Origin of the sequence: Kitasatospora sp. SolWspMP-SS2h (genome assembly GCF_003259315.1) — a bacterium.
Taxonomy (GTDB): Bacteria; Actinomycetota; Actinomycetes; order Streptomycetales; family Streptomycetaceae; genus Kitasatospora; species Kitasatospora fiedleri.
Window position 1 is genome coordinate 26777 of sequence record NZ_QLLT01000030.1, and the last position, 14206, is coordinate 40982.

The window sequence follows — 14206 nt, forward strand, 5'->3', positions numbered from 1 at the left end:
CGCGTCGAGGAACCACATCGCGAGGTGGCGGTCGACGGGCGACGGCTTCCCCGCGACGGACGCCGCTCCGGCGGTTCCGGCGTCCAGGGCGGGCAGGTGCGGTGCGAGCTCATCAGCAGGGCCTCTCCACACCACCGAGGGCGCGTGCAGGGGCGTGGAGAGGCCGGCGAAGCCGCGCGGGCGCGGCTCCGCCTGGGATGATCGGGGCATGGCCTCCGATCTCGCCCGCGCCCTCGCCGCCGCCGTCCGTGGCGAGGTCCGTTTCGACACCGCCGAGCGCGCCGTGTACGGGCAGGACGCGTCGAACTACCGGCAGGTGCCGCGCGGGGTGGTGAAGCCGCTCGACCGGGCGGACGTGCGGGCGGTGCTGCGGGTGTGCCGGGAGCACGGGGTGCCGGTGGTGGCGCGCGGGTCGGGGACGAGCATCGGCGGTCAGGCGATCGGGCCGGGCGCGGTGGTGCTGGACTTCCGGCGGCACTTCGGGCGGGTGCTGGAGGTCGATCCGGAGCGGCGCACGGCCCGGGTCGAGCCGGGCACGGTGCTGGACGAACTCCAGCGCGCCGCGCGGCCGTTCGGGCTGCGCTTCGGGCCGGACCCGTCCACTCACAGCCGGTGCACGCTCGGCGGGATGATCGGCAACGACGCCTGCGGTTCGCACTCCCTCGCCTGGGGCCGCACCTCCGACAACCTGCACGGCCTGGACCTGCTGCTGGCCGACGGCACCGAGCTGTCCGTCACCGGCCCGCTGCCGCCGGCCGAGCGGGCCGCGCTCGCCGCCGCCCCGGGCCGGGTCGGCCGGCTGCACCGGGAGTTGCAGGCGCTGGCGGCGGACAACCTGGGGCTGCTGCGCCGGGCGATGCCGGTGCTGCCCCGGCGCGGCTCGGGCTACCCGCTGGACGCACTGCTGCCCGAGCGCGGCTACGACCTGGTCCGGGCGGTCACCGGCACCGAGGGGACGTGCGCGCTGCTGCTGGGCGCGACGGTGCGGCTGGTGCCCGAACCGGCCGCCCGGGCGCTGGTGGTGGCGGGCTACCCGGACGAGACGGCGGCGGCCGACGCAGTCCCCGGGCTGCTCCCGCTGGCACCGCTGACCTGCGAGGGGATGGCGGCGGACCTGGTGGCCGCGCTGCTGGCGTCCGGCCCGCGCCCGCCGGTGCTGGACCGGCTGCCGGACGGCGCGTGCTGGCTGTTCCTGGAGACCGGGGGCGCGACGCCCGCCGAAGCCGCCGACCGGGCACGGCAGTTGGCGGACGCGGTGCGGCGGGAGCGGTCCGCGACGGCCGTGCTGGTGACCGACCCGGGCGAGCAGCGGGCGCTGTGGGCGATCCGCGAGGCCGGGGCGGGCATCGTCACCCGGCTGCCGCCGGGGCCGGACGGGCGGCCGGGCGGCGCGGCCTGGCCGGGCTGGGAGGACTCCGCCGTCCCGGTCGATCAACTGGGCTCGTACCTCCGGCAGTTGCGCACGCTGCTGAAGCGGCACGGGCTGCGCGGGGTGCCGTACGGGCATTTCGGCGAGGGCTGCGTGCACCTGCGACTGGACTTTCCGCTGCGCGAACGGCCGGAAGAGTTCCGGGAGTTCATGGTGGAGGCGGCGGATCTGGTGGTGGCGCACGGCGGTTCGCTGTCGGGTGAGCACGGTGACGGGCAGGCCCGGGCCGAGCTGCTGCCGCGGATGTTCCCGCCGCAGGTGATCGAGCTGTTCGCCCGGTTCAAGCGGATCTGGGACCCGGAGGGCCTGCTGAACCCGGGGCTGCTGGTCGATCCGCGCCCGCTCGACGCCGATCTGCGCTTCCCCGGACGGGAGTTGCCGCTCACCCTGCCCTACCTGGAGGACGGCGGCAGCCTGCTGGCGGCGGTGCACCGCTGCGTGGGCGTCGGCACGTGCGTGGACACCTCGTCCGGGGTGATGTGCCCGAGCTACATGGTGACCGGGGAGGAGCGGCACTCGACCCGGGGCCGGGCCCGGCTGCTCGGCGAGATGCTGCGCGGCGAGCTGGTCACCGACGGCTGGCGCTCGCCCGAGGTGCGCGAGGCGCTGGACCTGTGCCTGGGCTGCAAGGGCTGCGCGAGCGACTGCCCGGTGCACGTGGACATGGCCACCTACCGGTCCGAATTCCTGTACCACCACTACCGGTTCCGGCCGCGTCCGGCCGCGCACCTGTCGTTCGGCTGGCTGCCGCTCTGGCTGCGGCTGGCCCACCTCGCGCCGCGCGCCGCCAACGCCGTGCTGCGCGGCCGGTTCGGCGCGCCGGTGCTCAAGCGGCTCGGCGGCGTCGATCCGCGCCGCGAGCTGCCCGCACTGCCGGAGCGCCGGTTCAGCGCCTGGTTCCGCGCCCACCGGGCCGCGCACCCGGTGGCGGCGGACGCCCCGGCGGTGCTGCTGTGGCCCGACTCGATGTCCGAACTCCTGGACCCGGCCCCGGCCCGGGCGGCCGTGCTGGTGCTGGAGCGGCTGGGCTTCCGGGTGGTGCTGCCGTCCGGGCCGGTGTGCTGCGGGCTGACGCTGGTCGCCAGCGGGCAACTCGGCCTGGCCCGGCGGGTGGTGGCCCGCTCGGTGCGCAACCTGGGCGAACTGCCGCCCGGCCTGCCGGTGGTGGGTCTGGAGCCGTCCTGCACGGCCACCGTGCGGGCGGACTGGGCGCGGCTGCTGCCCGGCCGGACGTCCGAACTCCCGTCCCGGATCCGCACCCTGGCCGAGTTCCTGGACGAGTTCCTGGACGGGCGGGCGGTGGAGCTGCCGGAGCTGTCCGGCGCGGCGATGACCCAGGTGCACTGCCACCAGCACGCCGTCCTCGGCACCGGTGCCGACCGGCGGATCACCGCCCGGCTGGGCCTGGACAACCGCGAACTCGACTCCGGCTGCTGCGGGTTGGCGGGCGCGTTCGGTTTCGAGCGGGGCCACTGGGAGGTGTCGGTGGCCGCCGCCGAACGGGCCCTGCTACCCGCCGTCCGGGCCGCCGACCCGGGGACGCTGCTGCTCGCCGACGGTCTGAGCTGCCGCACCCAGATCACCCAACTGGAGCCGGACGCACGGCCGTTGCACCTAGCGGAGGTGCTGTTGCGGGCCTTCGAGCAGGCCGACAGGAACGACGGGAGTTGAGGGCCCACCGGGCCCGGACCGGTGCGGCCGCGGCCCGCTCCACCACCGCGTGGAGCGGGCCGCGGCCGCACCGGCGGCGCGCCGTCAGCAGTCGGGGATGACCGTGCCGTTGTTGTCCTTGGCCACGTCGTTGCCCCACCGCGACAGGTAGAACGCCGACACCCACTGACCACCCGGCCCCACGTCCGGGTCCGTCTTCAACCACCAGTGATTGTACGACGACCCGCTCGCCACCTGGCGTCCCCACGCCTTGCAGAACACGTAGTTGGTGCCCTGGTGCAGCGTGCCCGTCTGTGCCGTACCGGTGGGCGACGCGTACACCGCGGCGTTCGCGAAGGTGTCCACCCAGTACTTGCCGGTGCTGGGCGGGGCGCCGCCGCCCGCGCAGTCGGGGATCACCGTGCCGTTGTTGTCCTTGGCCACGTCGTTGCCCCACCGCGACAGGTAGAACGCCGACACCCACTGACCACCCGGGCCCACGTCCGGATCCGTCTTCAACCACCAGTGGTTGTACGACGAACCGCTCGCGATTTCCCGCCCCCACGCCTTGCAGAACACGTAGTTGGTGCCCTGGTACAGCGTGCCCGTCTGTGCCGTACCGGTGGGCGACGCGTACACCGCGGCGTTCGCGAAAGTGTCCACCCAGTACTGGCCGCCGTTCGACGGCGGCGGGGTCGGGCTGCCGCCGCCCGGGCCGTAGAGGCGGATCGCGCCGTAGTAGTCGCCGTGCGAGGACAGGGCGGCGACCCGGACGTAGCCGCCGGAGTACGGGGCCTCGACGATGTAGCCGTTGCCGAGGTACATGGCGACGTGGTGGATGGTGGAGGCGGTGCCGCCGAAGAAGACCAGGTCGCCGGGGAGCAGCGGAGCCGTCCCGTCCGACCGGTAGTAGCGGGCGACGGCGCGGGAGCTCGGCCACTGGGTGTACGTGGTGCCGTTGATCACGTCGGCGCCGACCGCGAGGTAGTAGGCGTAGCGGACCAGTCCGGAACAGTCGAGGCCGCGCACGTGGCAGTCGTTGGGGGCGCCGTTGGAGGCGTCGCAGCTGCCGTAGCTGGGGCCGGGCGCCGAGCCGTGGCCGCCGCCCCAGGAGTAGGGGGTGCCGATCTGGTCGCAGGCCGCACCGACCGCGGCGACGGCCTGTGGGGCGGCACCGGAGGAGAGGACCCCGCAGGCGGGGGCGGCTTGGGCGGGCCGGGCGGCGGCGCCGACGAAGAAGACCGCGAAGGAGGCCACCAGGGAGAGGATCACCGCGCAGCGCAGTGGTACGGATGTCCACCGCGGCATGGGGTTGACGCGCGTAGTCACAGGGGTGTCCCGAACTGTCGTGGGGGCGGGGATTGTTGGCGGACATTCAAGCACCGCATCCCCGCCGCCCGGTAGACCCCGGACGCACTCCCCCGCACCCGCCGCGCGGCGTTCACCGCCGCTTCGCTCCCTCGTCCCCCTCGCTCCCTCACCTTCGCGCCGGTGCGCCACCGCGCCCCGCGCCGGTGCGGCGGGTCCAGTGCCCCGCCGCGCCGGTGGCGGGTCACTCGCCGGGGTAGCGGACCCCGATCCGCTCCCGGACCGCGTCCAGGGTGCGCATCACGGACAGCGTGGAGTCCAGCGGCACCAGCGGCGACTCGGTCTCGCCGGCCCGCAGGCAGCGCATCACCTCGGCGGCCTCCAGCCCGTAGCCGTGCCCGGCCTTCGCCGGTCCGGTGAAGGTCTCGGGCTCGGCGCCGTCGCGGTACAGGGTGAACCCGGCCGGGTGGAAGAAGTCCCGCTCGATCTCGATCCGGCCCGCGCTGCCCTGCACGGCGGCCCGCTGGCCGCACTGCACGTCGAGCGAGCAGGACAGCAGGGCGGTAGCGCCGTTCGGGTGGCCGAGCAGGATGCCGGTGTTGGCGTCCACCCCGAGGTCGGTCAGCCGGGCCCACGCCTGCACCGACTCCGGCGCGCCGAGCAGCAGTTGGGCGAACGCGACGGGGTACACCCCGAGGTCGAGCAGGGCGCCGCCGCCCGCCGCCGGGTCCCACAGCCGGTGCGCCGGGTCCTCCTGCGCGGTGAACCCGAACTCGGCCTGTACGGAGCGCACTTCACCGATCGCGCCGTCCGCGACCAGCTCGGTGATCCGCCGCACGGTCGGGTCGAGGTAGGTCCACATCGCCTCCATCAGGAAGACCTCGCGCTTGCGGGCCAGCGTGACCAGCTCGGCGGCCTGGGCCGAGTTGAGGGTGAACGGCTTCTCGCAGAGCACCGCCTTGCCCGCCTCCAGCAGCAGCGCGGTCGCGCCGTGGTGCGCGGAGTGCGGGGTGGCCACGTAGACCACGTCGACCTCGGGGTCGGCCGCCAGCTCCTGCCAACTGCCGTACGCGTGCGGGATGCCGTGCCGCCCGGCGAAGGCCCGGGCGGACTCCTCCCGCCGGGAGGCGACGGCGAACGCCTCCGCGCCGGGGACGGCGGCCAGGTCCTCGACGAAGGAGGTGGCGATGCCGCCGGTGGCGAGCACGCCCCAACGGATCGGTCGGTCGGCGATCGGTCGCACTGCACGCTCCTCGGGTCCGGCAACGCCACGGCCGCCCCAGCCTATCCACCGCCCCACCTGCGCCGGCAGCCCCCTCCGGGCGGCGGGGCCCGGTGGCGGAAGGTGCAGGGTCCGATGCCGGGAGGCGCGGAGCCCGGTGCCGGGAGGCGCGCGGGCCGGGCGGCGGGCGCGGGGTCCGGACGGCGGGCGCGCGCGGGCGGCCGGTTTTCGTCCGCTCTTCCTCCGCGGTGGGTTCCGCCGTCCGTTACCGGGCGGTAGCCTGCCGGTCCGGCGCGTGGCGCCGCACTCGTAGCCGTCTGGGGGCCGACGCCATGACCGACCACCGCACCGATCCCGCCGCCGTCGCCCACCGGGCGACCCGGGCCGCGCTCGCCGGGACGGTCGACCGCCTGTGCGTGCTGCTGGAGCGGACCCACGGGCTGCGGCACCGCTCGGCGCTGCCGCAGTGGTCGGCGGGGCAGGTCGGCGCGCACCTGGCGGCGGTGTTCTGGGCGTACTGCTCGGCGGTGTCGGACGAGGAGCCGGTCGACTGGGCGGAGGTGCTGCCGGGCGGGGAGCCGGCGTTCGGGCCGCGGATGGCGGCGGTGAACGCCCGGGCCGTGGCACTGGTGGGCGAGCGGACCGGCGAGCGGCGGGCGGGGTTCATCGCGGAGCGGGCCGAGCTCTTCCTGCGCGCCACCGCGCCGCTCGCCCCGGAGGCCCCGGTCGCCACCCCGTGGTACGGCCCGGAGCCGGCGCTCACGGTGGCCGCGTCGACCGGTCTGCTGCTCAGCGAGTGCCTGGTGCACGGGCTGGACATCGCCCGCGCCACCGGCCTACCGTGGCGGATCGAGCCGGAGCACGCCCGGCTGGTGCTCGGCCAGGCGATGCCGGTGATGATGCCGCTGGCCCTGGACCGGGAGCGGGCGCGCGGCGTGGACGTGGTGTTCGAGCTCGCGGTGCGGGGCGGCCCGCGGCTGTTCCTGGCGGTGCGGGACGGCGCGATGACGGTGACCACCGGCCCCGCGCCCCGCACGCCGGACTGCCGGATCTCCGCGGACCCGGTCGCCTTCCTGCTGGTGGCGTTCCGGCGCAGCCCGCAGTGGAAGGCGGTCGCGCGCGGCCTGCTGCGGGCGGGCGGCCGCAAGCCGTGGCTGGCGCCGCGGCTGACCCGGCTGGTGCCGTCCCCGTGAACCCGCCGACGGGCCTTCCCGCCCGTCCGGCTCCCGCCATCGGGCCGCGCGCGGGCGGCGCTCAGCGCGGCCGGGTGACGGCGAGCGGCCGGGTGACGGCGATCAGCGCGGCGTCGTCCATCAGGCGTCCGCCGACGTGGTCGAGCAGGTCGCGGCGCAGCGCGTCGAGCAGGGCGCGGGGGGTCCCGGCGGGCTGGAGCGGGCCGGTCCGGTCCGGGAGGGGGTAGAAGGCGCCGGCGGCGTCGCGGGCCTCGGTGACGCCGTCGGTGTAGAGGAGCAGGGTGCTGCCGGGCGGGAAGTCGAACTCCTCGGTGCGGCGCTCGACCGGGCCCAGGGCGCTCATGCCGAGCGGGGGCGCGGTGCGGCGCAGCGGCAGCGGGTGGGCGCCGCGGGGGGTGAGCAGCAGGGGCGGGGGGTGTCCGCAGTCGGCGATCCGGGCGGTGGGGCGGTCGTCGGGCAGGTCGAGGACGAGGGCGGTGGTGAAGTTCTCCTGCACGTCCTGGCCGCTGTCGGTGAGTTCGGCCAGGTGGCGGCGGTAGGAGGCTTCGAGGGCGTCGGCCAGCCGCGCGGGGTCCTCGTGGTGGTGGGCGAGTTCGCGGAACGCGCCGAGCAGGGCGGCGGCGTCGCCGACGGCGGCCAGGCCCTTGCCGCGGACGTCGCCGATCAGCAGCCGGGTGGCGTGCGGGGTGCGGACGGCGGCGTACAGGTCGCCGCCGACGTTGGCCTCGTCGTCGGCGGCGAGGTAGCGGGTGGCGATCAGCAGCGGGCCGGCGTGGTCGGGCAGCGGGCGCATCAGGACCCGCTGGACGGCGTCGGAGACGGTGCGGACCCGGTCGAGTTCGCGGCCGTGGCGCTCGTGGATGCGGGTGTAGGCGACCACGACCCCGGTGACCGCGGCGAGCGCGACCAGCTGGGCCTGGTGGTTAGGGGTGAACAGGCCGCCGTGCAGGACGGCGATGACGGCCTGCGCGACCAGGGCGAGCAGGCCGATCAGGACGGTCAGCCGGGTGCCCGCGAAGGACGGGGTGATGGCGGGGGCGACCACCAGCAGCGGGCCGAGGTGGATGTTCGGGGAGATCGAGATGTCGATGGCCGAGATCAGCACGATCAGGCCGATCGGCAGCAGCACCATCAGTCGTCCGGTGCGCCGCTCGCTCAGCAGGCCGGCCAGTCTCCGCCGCACTCCCACCCCACCACCATGCACCGCGGACGCCGCCCCCACGACCCGGTGCACCGCGCGTGCCCGGGGCGCGGCGCCGCGTCACCGCCGGCCGCCGCCCTCGGTCCCCGCCTGTACGCCCGCACCCGCCACCCGCACCCGCCACGGCAGGAGCAGGAGCGGGCAGGGGCGGGGCGGGGTTCAGCGCGCGGTGATGGCGGTGACGAACTCGGCCAGGCGGTCCTGCGAGAGGTGCCGGGCGATGTCGGCCTCGGTGATCATGCCGACCAGCTGGTGGTCGGGGTGGTTGATCACCGGCAGGCGGCGCACCAGGTGCTCCTCCATGACCTCCAGGACGAGGTCCGCGTCCTCGTCCTCCTCGATCACCAGCGGCCGTCCGGCGGCGAGTTCGGCGCAGCGGACGGCGGCGGGGTCGCGGCCCTCGGCGACGCACCCGAGCACGATGTCGCGGTCGGTGAGGATGCCCAGCAGCTTCTGCTCCGGGCCGCAGATCGGCAGCGCGCCGACCCCGCGGTCGCGCATGATCCGGGCGGCTTCGGCGAGGGTCTGCTCGCCGGTGACGCACTCCGCGCCGGAGTGCATGATCTCTTTCGCGGTGGTCATGTCCGGACCTCCCGAGCTGGCTGGTGCGCGGCGTCCCCGCGCACGGTACATCCGTCCTCCCATGCTCGCCCCGGGCCGGGGCGGGCCGCCACCGCCGGCGGCGGCCGGTCAGGCCGCGTGCGGCGGCGCCACCCGCAACGGGCCGGAGCCGGCGGCGAGTTCGGCGGCGGCGGCGACCTGCGGGAGTTCCAGCTGCTCGACGCCCGGGTCCGGCGCCCCGACCTCTCCCGCCGGGGCGCCGGGCCCGGCGGGTCCGTCGCCGTCGGCCTGCGCGGCCCGGGCGGCCTGCGCGGTCTGTGCGGCGGCCCGGTCGGTGGAGCTCTCCAGGAAGCGCAGCAGCTCCACCGGGAAGGGCAGCACCAGGGTGGAGTTCTTCTCCGCGGCGACCTCCACCACCGTCTGGAGCAGCCGCAGTTGGAGCGCGGCGGGCGTCGCGGACATCACCTTCGCGGCCTCCGAGAGCCGCGCGGACGCCTGGAACTCGCCGTCGGCGGTGATGATCCGGGCCCGCCGCTCCCGGTCGGCCTCGGCCTGCCGGGCCATCGAGCGCTTCATCGACTCGGGCAGCGCCACGTCCTTGATCTCCACCCGGTCGATCTGGATGCCCCAGCCCAGCGCCGGGCTGTCCAGCATCAGTTCGAGGCCCTGGTTGATCGGTTCGCGGTTGGCCAGCAGCTCGTCCAGCTCGCTCTTGCCGATGATCGACCGGAGCGAGGTCTGCGCGACCTGCGACATCGCGAAGTGGTAGTCCTGGACGTTGACGACCGCCTTCACCGGGTCGACCACCTTGAAGTACACCACCGCGTCGACCCGGACGGTCACGTTGTCGCGGGTGATGCCCTCCTGCGCGGGGACGGGCATGGTGATGATCTGCACGTTCACCCGCCGCATCCGGTCCGCCACCGGCACCATCCGGGCCAGCCCGGGCCCGCGCACCCCGTCCAGCACGCGGCCGAACCGGAACACCACCCCGAGCTGGGTCTGCTGCACCATCCGCACGCTCAGCCCGGCGTACAGGCCCAGCACCACCAGCAGCGCGACCACCGCGCCGACCACGATCATCGCCGTCACCTCGACCCGACGTTCCGGCCCGACCGGTGCCCGGACCCGTACCTCCACGCTACTCCGCGCCCTCCTCTCCCGGGGCGGACGCCGCCCGTAGGATCGGTCCATGGAACCGCTTCCCGCTTCCTTCCCGGAACCGCCCGCCGACTCCTCCCCCGCCGTCCTGGCCCCGCGCGTCCGCGACCTGGCCGAGCTGGACGAGCTGGTGGTCGACTGCCGGGCCTGCCCGCGGCTGGTGGCCTGGCGGGAGGAGACCGCGCTGGTCAAGCGGCGGGCGTTCCGGGAGCAGGAGTACTGGGCGCGGCCGATCCCCGGCTTCGGGCCCCGCGACGCCCGGCTGGTGCTGGTGGGCCTCGCCCCCGCCGCGCACGGCGCCAACCGCACCGGCCGGATCTTCACCGGCGACCCGTCCGGCGACGTGCTGTACGCCTCGCTGCACCGGCTCGGCCTGGCCAACCGCCCGGAGTCCACCTGGCACGGCGACGGCCTGCGGCTGCACGGCGTGCGGATCACCGACCCGGTGCGCTGCGCCCCGCCGGAGAACAAGCCGACCAACGCCGAACGCGACACCTGCCGGCCGTGGATCGTCCGCGAGTTCGACGAGCTGCGCCCGACCGTGCGGGCCGTGGTCGCCCTCGGCGGCTTCGCCTGGCAGGCCGTGCTGCCGGTGCTGGCCGCCGCGGGCTGGCGGGTCCCGCGCCCCAAGCCGGTCTTCGGCCACGGCGCGCACGCGGTCCTGCCCGCCACCGGTGACGGCCCCGAGCTGCACCTCTTCGGCTGCTTCCACGTCAGCCCGCGCAACACCTACACCGGGCGCCTGACCCTCCCGATGGTCGACGACCTGCTGCGCACCGCGGCCGTCGCCGCCGGGCTGGACCCGGCCTGAGCCGTCCGGGGGCGGGGGAGGGCGCTCAGCGCAGCTTCCGGGGCCGCCGGGCGGCCTGTTCCCAGACCTGCGGCAGCAGTTCGCGGGCGAAGCCGAGTTCGGCGCTCTGCCGGCCGTAGAGGACGCCGTAGCCGAAGCCGCCGTCGGAGAGGGCCCGGAGCGTGTCGCGGGCGACGACGGCGTCCTGGTGGCGGCCGAGGACATCCTGGAGCGCCTTCATCCGGCGGGTGAACGCGCGGGCCGGGCGGCCGGCGCTCTCCCCGGCGTAGCGGGCGCGCTTGGCGGCCTTGCGGGCGTCGTGCAGGGCGCGTTCGAGGGCGGGGCCCTCGGGGGCGCGGCGGGCGGCGGCGAGGCGTTCGGCGGTGCGGCGGTGCTCGCGGCGCAGGGCCCGGGTGAATTCGGGCCCGGCGCGCTTGGCGGCCCGGGAGGTGAGCGGCGGGTCGGCGGCGAGGGCGGTGAGGGTGGTGAGCAGGCGGCGGAAGCGTTCGCCGTCGAGGGCGGTGCGGACCCGGACGCGGGCCTCGCGGGCCTCGCGGGCGCTCCAGGCGGTGAGTTCGGCCAGGACGCGCTCGCGGTCGCCGCCGGGCGGCAGTTCGCGGGCCTGGGCGAGCAGGCGGGCGCCGAGCACCTCGGTGTCGCGGGCCGGTCCGAGGGCCCGGCCGAGCCAGCGCAGTTCGTCCTCGGTGGCGGTGTGGTCGCCGCGCAGGTGGCGGCGGTGGGTGCGCAGGGCGCTGCGCAGGCGGCGGGCGGCGGTCCGCATCCGGTGGACGGCGTCGGGGCGGTCGGCGCGGACGTCGGGCGCGAGGGCGGCGAGCTGGGCGGTCAGGGTGCGCAGGCGCGCGGCGATGACGTCCCCCGCGCTGCCGTCGATCCGGTGGGCCACGTCGTCACGTCCTTCCGTCCGTGCTGTCCCAGGGTAGGCGGTCCGCGGATCGCCCGTCCGGTGCGCCGCGCCGTCGGCGGTCCGCCGCCGGTCCGGGTTGCCCGTCTGCCACGGGCAGATCCGGGGGACGGGGGCGGGGTGGGCGGGCAGACTGCCGGCATGGACGTCATCGAGGTGCTGCCGGGGTTGCGGATGCTGGTCCTGCCGGTCGGCGCGGTCTACCTGTGGTCGGACGGACGGGAGTTGACGCTGGTGGACAGCGGGGCGGTGGGGACGGAGGAGCGGGTCGCGGCGCTGGTGGAGTCGGTGCCGGGCGGGGAGTTGGCCCGGATCGTGCTGACGCACTGGCACGAGGACCACACGGGTGGTGCCGCCCGGCTGGCGGCGCGCTACGGGGGCGTGCCGGTGGTGGCGCACCGGGTGGAGGCGCCGGTGATCCGGGGCGAGGCGGTGGGCGCGCCGCCGGTGCTGGAGGAGTTCGAGCGTCCGATCCGGGCGGCGGTGCCGGCGCTGCCGCCCGCGCCGCCGTGCCCGGTGGACGTCGAGGTGGTGGACGGCGACGTGCTGCCGTTCGGGGGCGGGGCCCGGGTGGTCGGCGTGCCGGGGCACACCGACGGCTCGCTGGCCCTGCACCTGCCGGGCCCGGACCTGCTGTTCACGGGCGACGCGGTGGCCAACGTGGGCCGCGCGACGCTGGGCGTGTTCAACACCGACCGGGCCCGGGCCGTCGCCTCGCTGCACCGCCTGGCCGGGCTCGGCGCCGCCCACGCGGTGTTCGGCCACGGCGCGCCGCTGGTGGGGGACGCGGCGGCGGCGCTGCGCGCGGCGGCGGAGGCCGGGTGAGCCGGGGCTCCGGCGGGAGCGGCGGACGCTCAGTGGAAGGCGGGCACGATCAGGTAGAGGCCGTAGGCGGTGGCGGTCAGGCAGGCCAGGAAGCACAGGCCGGCGGCCAGCCGTAGCGGCGGCCGCCGGGGCGCGGGGGCCGCCGCCGCGCGGTCCGCGGCCCGCAGGCCCGTCGCGAACAGGCAGACCAGGGCGGTGGTGGCGCCGATGCCGACCAGGGCGACCTGGCCGAGCGCGGTCCAGTTGATGTGCACGGGCCCTCCCGGGGCGCGGTGGGACGGGTCAGGCGGACGTGGGGGCCGGACGCAGGGCCACCGTGTGGTCGTCGTTGACGTTCGAGGCGTCGACCGGCGCCCGCCGGGCCGCGAGGACGATCACGGTGCTGAGCGCGAGCGCCGCCAGCGCGGTGACGGCGATCCCGAGGGTGCCGCCGTGCACCACCAGCAGCGCGGCCAGCGCGCCGACCGCCGCGGCGGCGGGCAGGGTCAGCGCCCAGCCGACGGCGACCCGCCCGGCGGTGCCCCAGCGCACCTCGGCGAGCCGGCGGCCCAGCCCGGCGCCGAGGATGCCGCCCGAGCACACCTGCGTGGTGGAGAGCGGGAAGCCCAGGTGCGCGGAGGAGAGGATGACGGCGGTGGCGGCGGTCTCGGCGGCGAAGCCCTGCGGCGGGTGGATGTCCGTGATGCCCCGGCCCATCGTCCGGATGATCCGCCAGCCCCCCAGGTAGGTGCCCAGCGAGATGGCCAGGCCCGCCGCCGCCACGACCCACAGCGGCGGCCCGGCCGAACTGTCCAGCGCCCCGGCCGAGATGAGGGTCAGGGTGATGACGCCCATGGTCTTCTGGGCGTCGTTGGTGCCGTGGGCGAGCGAGACCAGGGACGCCGAGAAGACCTGCCCGACCCGGAAGCCGCGCTCGGGGACGGCCGCGTCGGCGGGCCCGGGCCGCGCGGTCCCCGCGGACCCTGCGGCCCGCGGGCGGTCGCGCCGCCCGCCGGAGGTCAGCCGGTAGGCGAGGTAGGTGGCGGGCAGGGCCGCCGCGCCGGCGATCAGCGGGGAGAGCAGCGCGGGCAGCAGGACCTTCTGCACCACCGTGACGAAGTGGACGCCGCCGGTCCCGACGCCCACGCAGACCGCCCCGATGAGGCCGCCGAACAGGGCGTGCGAGGAACTGGAGGGCAGGCCCAGCAGCCAGGTCGTCAGGTTCCACAGGATCGCGCCGACCAGCCCCGCGAAGATCACCCCCGGGGTGACCAGCGCGTCGTCCACGATGCCGCCCGAGACCGTCCGGGCCACCTCGGTCGACAGGAACGCGCCCGCCAGGTTGAGGACGCCGCTGATCAGCACGGCGGTCCGCGGGCTGAGCGCACCGGTGGCGATCGAGGTGGCCATGGCGTTGGCGGTGTCGTGGAAACCGTTGGTGAAGTCGAAGGCGAGGGCCGTCACGACGACCAGGACGACGAGGAACGACACGTGTGCCATGTCTCCATGGCAGCACGGCGGCCCGGTCCTCCCGGCGACCGCGGTGTGAACCCCGTGCGCAGATTCCGCGCACACCGGGCCGGGGCCGCCGGGCGGGGCGGCCCCCGGCTCCGGCGGGAGGCGTGCGGTCAGTCCTCGTAGGACGCGGCGAAGCGGCAGTGCCCGGCGCCCACCGCCCGGTGGGCCCGGCCGGGTGCCTGCCGGTCCTCGTCGGTGCCGCCGGTGCCGCCGGTGCCGTCGGGCAGCGCCCCGGGCGCCGGGCCGCGCGGTGGCCGGCGGAGGTCCGCTCCGCCGGACCCGTTCCGGTCCGCCGTCGACGCGGGTGCGGGTGCGGGCAGCGCGGGGACGAGCCGCAGGTCGGTCATGGCGTGGTCGCTTTCGTCCGGGAGCGGCGGGAGCCTCCGGCAGGCCCCGTCCGTGCCTCCAGTGGACACCCGCCGTCCGCGGACCGGCCGGTTCTTGACG

General features: G+C 76.4%; 13 protein-coding genes. 4 read left to right on the forward strand and 9 right to left on the reverse strand.

The window, feature by feature from the left end:
• The first annotated feature begins 208 nt into the window (after nucleotides 1-208).
• Nucleotides 209-3100: an FAD-binding and (Fe-S)-binding domain-containing protein gene (locus tag K353_RS28630; RefSeq protein WP_111556412.1), complete on the forward strand. Its 2892-nt coding sequence runs from the start codon at nucleotides 209-211 to the stop codon at nucleotides 3098-3100.
• Between the two features lie 84 nt (nucleotides 3101-3184).
• Here the strand turns inward: K353_RS28630 and K353_RS34970 are convergent, their stop codons facing one another.
• Both K353_RS34970 and K353_RS28650 read right to left on the reverse strand, forming a co-directional pair.
• Nucleotides 3185-4387, reverse strand: a complete 1203-nt coding sequence (locus tag K353_RS34970) for a C40 family peptidase (RefSeq protein WP_199528278.1) — start codon at nucleotides 4385-4387, stop codon at nucleotides 3185-3187.
• A 244-nt stretch (nucleotides 4388-4631) separates the two neighbouring features.
• Nucleotides 4632-5630 carry a Gfo/Idh/MocA family protein gene (locus tag K353_RS28650; RefSeq protein ID WP_111556413.1) on the reverse strand — a complete coding sequence of 333 codons (999 nt, stop codon included), beginning with the start codon at nucleotides 5628-5630 and terminating at the stop codon, nucleotides 4632-4634.
• 311 nt (nucleotides 5631-5941) lie between these two features.
• On the opposite strand from K353_RS28650, the gene K353_RS28655 reads away from it, so the two are divergent.
• Complete coding sequence (locus tag K353_RS28655; protein WP_111556414.1) at nucleotides 5942-6802, forward strand: maleylpyruvate isomerase N-terminal domain-containing protein; 861 nt, start codon at nucleotides 5942-5944, stop codon at nucleotides 6800-6802.
• A gap of 61 nt (nucleotides 6803-6863) precedes the next feature.
• On the opposite strand, the gene K353_RS28660 is transcribed toward K353_RS28655, so the two are convergent.
• The 3 genes from K353_RS28660 to K353_RS28670 all read right to left on the reverse strand — a co-directional run bounded on the left by K353_RS28660 (nucleotide 6864) and on the right by K353_RS28670 (nucleotide 9647).
• Nucleotides 6864-7991 (reverse strand): PP2C family protein-serine/threonine phosphatase, encoded by a 1128-nt coding sequence (locus tag K353_RS28660; RefSeq protein WP_370447674.1) that lies wholly within the window; start codon nucleotides 7989-7991, stop codon nucleotides 6864-6866.
• Between the two features lie 171 nt (nucleotides 7992-8162).
• Nucleotides 8163-8585: a CBS domain-containing protein gene (locus tag K353_RS28665; protein ID WP_111556416.1), complete on the reverse strand. Its 423-nt coding sequence runs from the start codon at nucleotides 8583-8585 to the stop codon at nucleotides 8163-8165.
• Between the two features lie 108 nt (nucleotides 8586-8693).
• Entirely contained in the window at nucleotides 8694-9647 is a 954-nt protein-coding gene (locus K353_RS28670) for a slipin family protein (protein WP_111556444.1), read from the reverse strand.
• Between the two features lie 109 nt (nucleotides 9648-9756).
• Here K353_RS28670 and K353_RS28675 point away from each other — a divergent pair, with 109 nt between their 5' ends.
• On the forward strand, nucleotides 9757-10536 hold the full coding sequence (locus K353_RS28675; protein ID WP_111556417.1) for a uracil-DNA glycosylase: 780 nt from the start codon (nucleotides 9757-9759) through the stop codon (nucleotides 10534-10536).
• A 25-nt stretch (nucleotides 10537-10561) separates the two neighbouring features.
• Here the strand turns inward: K353_RS28675 and K353_RS28680 are convergent, their stop codons facing one another.
• Entirely contained in the window at nucleotides 10562-11419 is an 858-nt protein-coding gene (locus K353_RS28680; RefSeq protein ID WP_158585503.1) for a CHAD domain-containing protein, read from the reverse strand.
• A gap of 159 nt (nucleotides 11420-11578) precedes the next feature.
• Between K353_RS28680 and K353_RS28685 the strand changes: the two genes are divergently transcribed.
• The gene (locus tag K353_RS28685; protein ID WP_111556445.1) at nucleotides 11579-12262 is read left to right on the forward strand and encodes an MBL fold metallo-hydrolase; all 684 of its coding nucleotides are present in this window, start codon (nucleotides 11579-11581) and stop codon (nucleotides 12260-12262) included.
• A gap of 29 nt (nucleotides 12263-12291) precedes the next feature.
• Here the strand turns inward: K353_RS28685 and K353_RS28690 are convergent, their stop codons facing one another.
• The 3 genes from K353_RS28690 to K353_RS28700 form a co-directional block, all read right to left on the reverse strand.
• Nucleotides 12292-12516, reverse strand: a complete 225-nt coding sequence (locus K353_RS28690) for a hypothetical protein (RefSeq protein ID WP_111556419.1) — start codon at nucleotides 12514-12516, stop codon at nucleotides 12292-12294.
• A 28-nt stretch (nucleotides 12517-12544) separates the two neighbouring features.
• Nucleotides 12545-13741, reverse strand: a complete 1197-nt coding sequence (locus tag K353_RS28695) for an inorganic phosphate transporter (RefSeq protein WP_111556420.1) — start codon at nucleotides 13739-13741, stop codon at nucleotides 12545-12547.
• A gap of 128 nt (nucleotides 13742-13869) precedes the next feature.
• Nucleotides 13870-14106, reverse strand: a complete 237-nt coding sequence (locus K353_RS28700) for a hypothetical protein (protein WP_111556421.1) — start codon at nucleotides 14104-14106, stop codon at nucleotides 13870-13872.
• Nucleotides 14107-14206: the final 100 nt, after the last annotated feature.

Bases quoted from the DNA above. Each gene is read 5' to 3' on its own strand.
- K353_RS28630 (WP_111556412.1), top strand. From the start codon at position 209: ATGGCCTCCGATCTCGCCCGCGCCCTCGCCGCCGCCGTCCGTGGCGAG.
- K353_RS34970 (WP_199528278.1), bottom strand. From the start codon at position 4,387: ATGCCGCGGTGGACATCCGTACCACTGCGCTGCGCGGTGATCCTCTCC.
- K353_RS28655 (WP_111556414.1), top strand. From the start codon at position 5,942: ATGACCGACCACCGCACCGATCCCGCCGCCGTCGCCCACCGGGCGACC.
- K353_RS28665 (WP_111556416.1), bottom strand. From the start codon at position 8,585: ATGACCACCGCGAAAGAGATCATGCACTCCGGCGCGGAGTGCGTCACC.
- K353_RS28670 (WP_111556444.1), bottom strand. From the start codon at position 9,647: ATGATCGTGGTCGGCGCGGTGGTCGCGCTGCTGGTGGTGCTGGGCCTG.
- K353_RS28675 (WP_111556417.1), top strand. From the start codon at position 9,757: ATGGAACCGCTTCCCGCTTCCTTCCCGGAACCGCCCGCCGACTCCTCC.
- K353_RS28685 (WP_111556445.1), top strand. From the start codon at position 11,579: ATGGACGTCATCGAGGTGCTGCCGGGGTTGCGGATGCTGGTCCTGCCG.
- K353_RS28695 (WP_111556420.1), bottom strand. From the start codon at position 13,741: ATGGCACACGTGTCGTTCCTCGTCGTCCTGGTCGTCGTGACGGCCCTC.
- K353_RS28700 (WP_111556421.1), bottom strand. From the start codon at position 14,106: ATGACCGACCTGCGGCTCGTCCCCGCGCTGCCCGCACCCGCACCCGCG.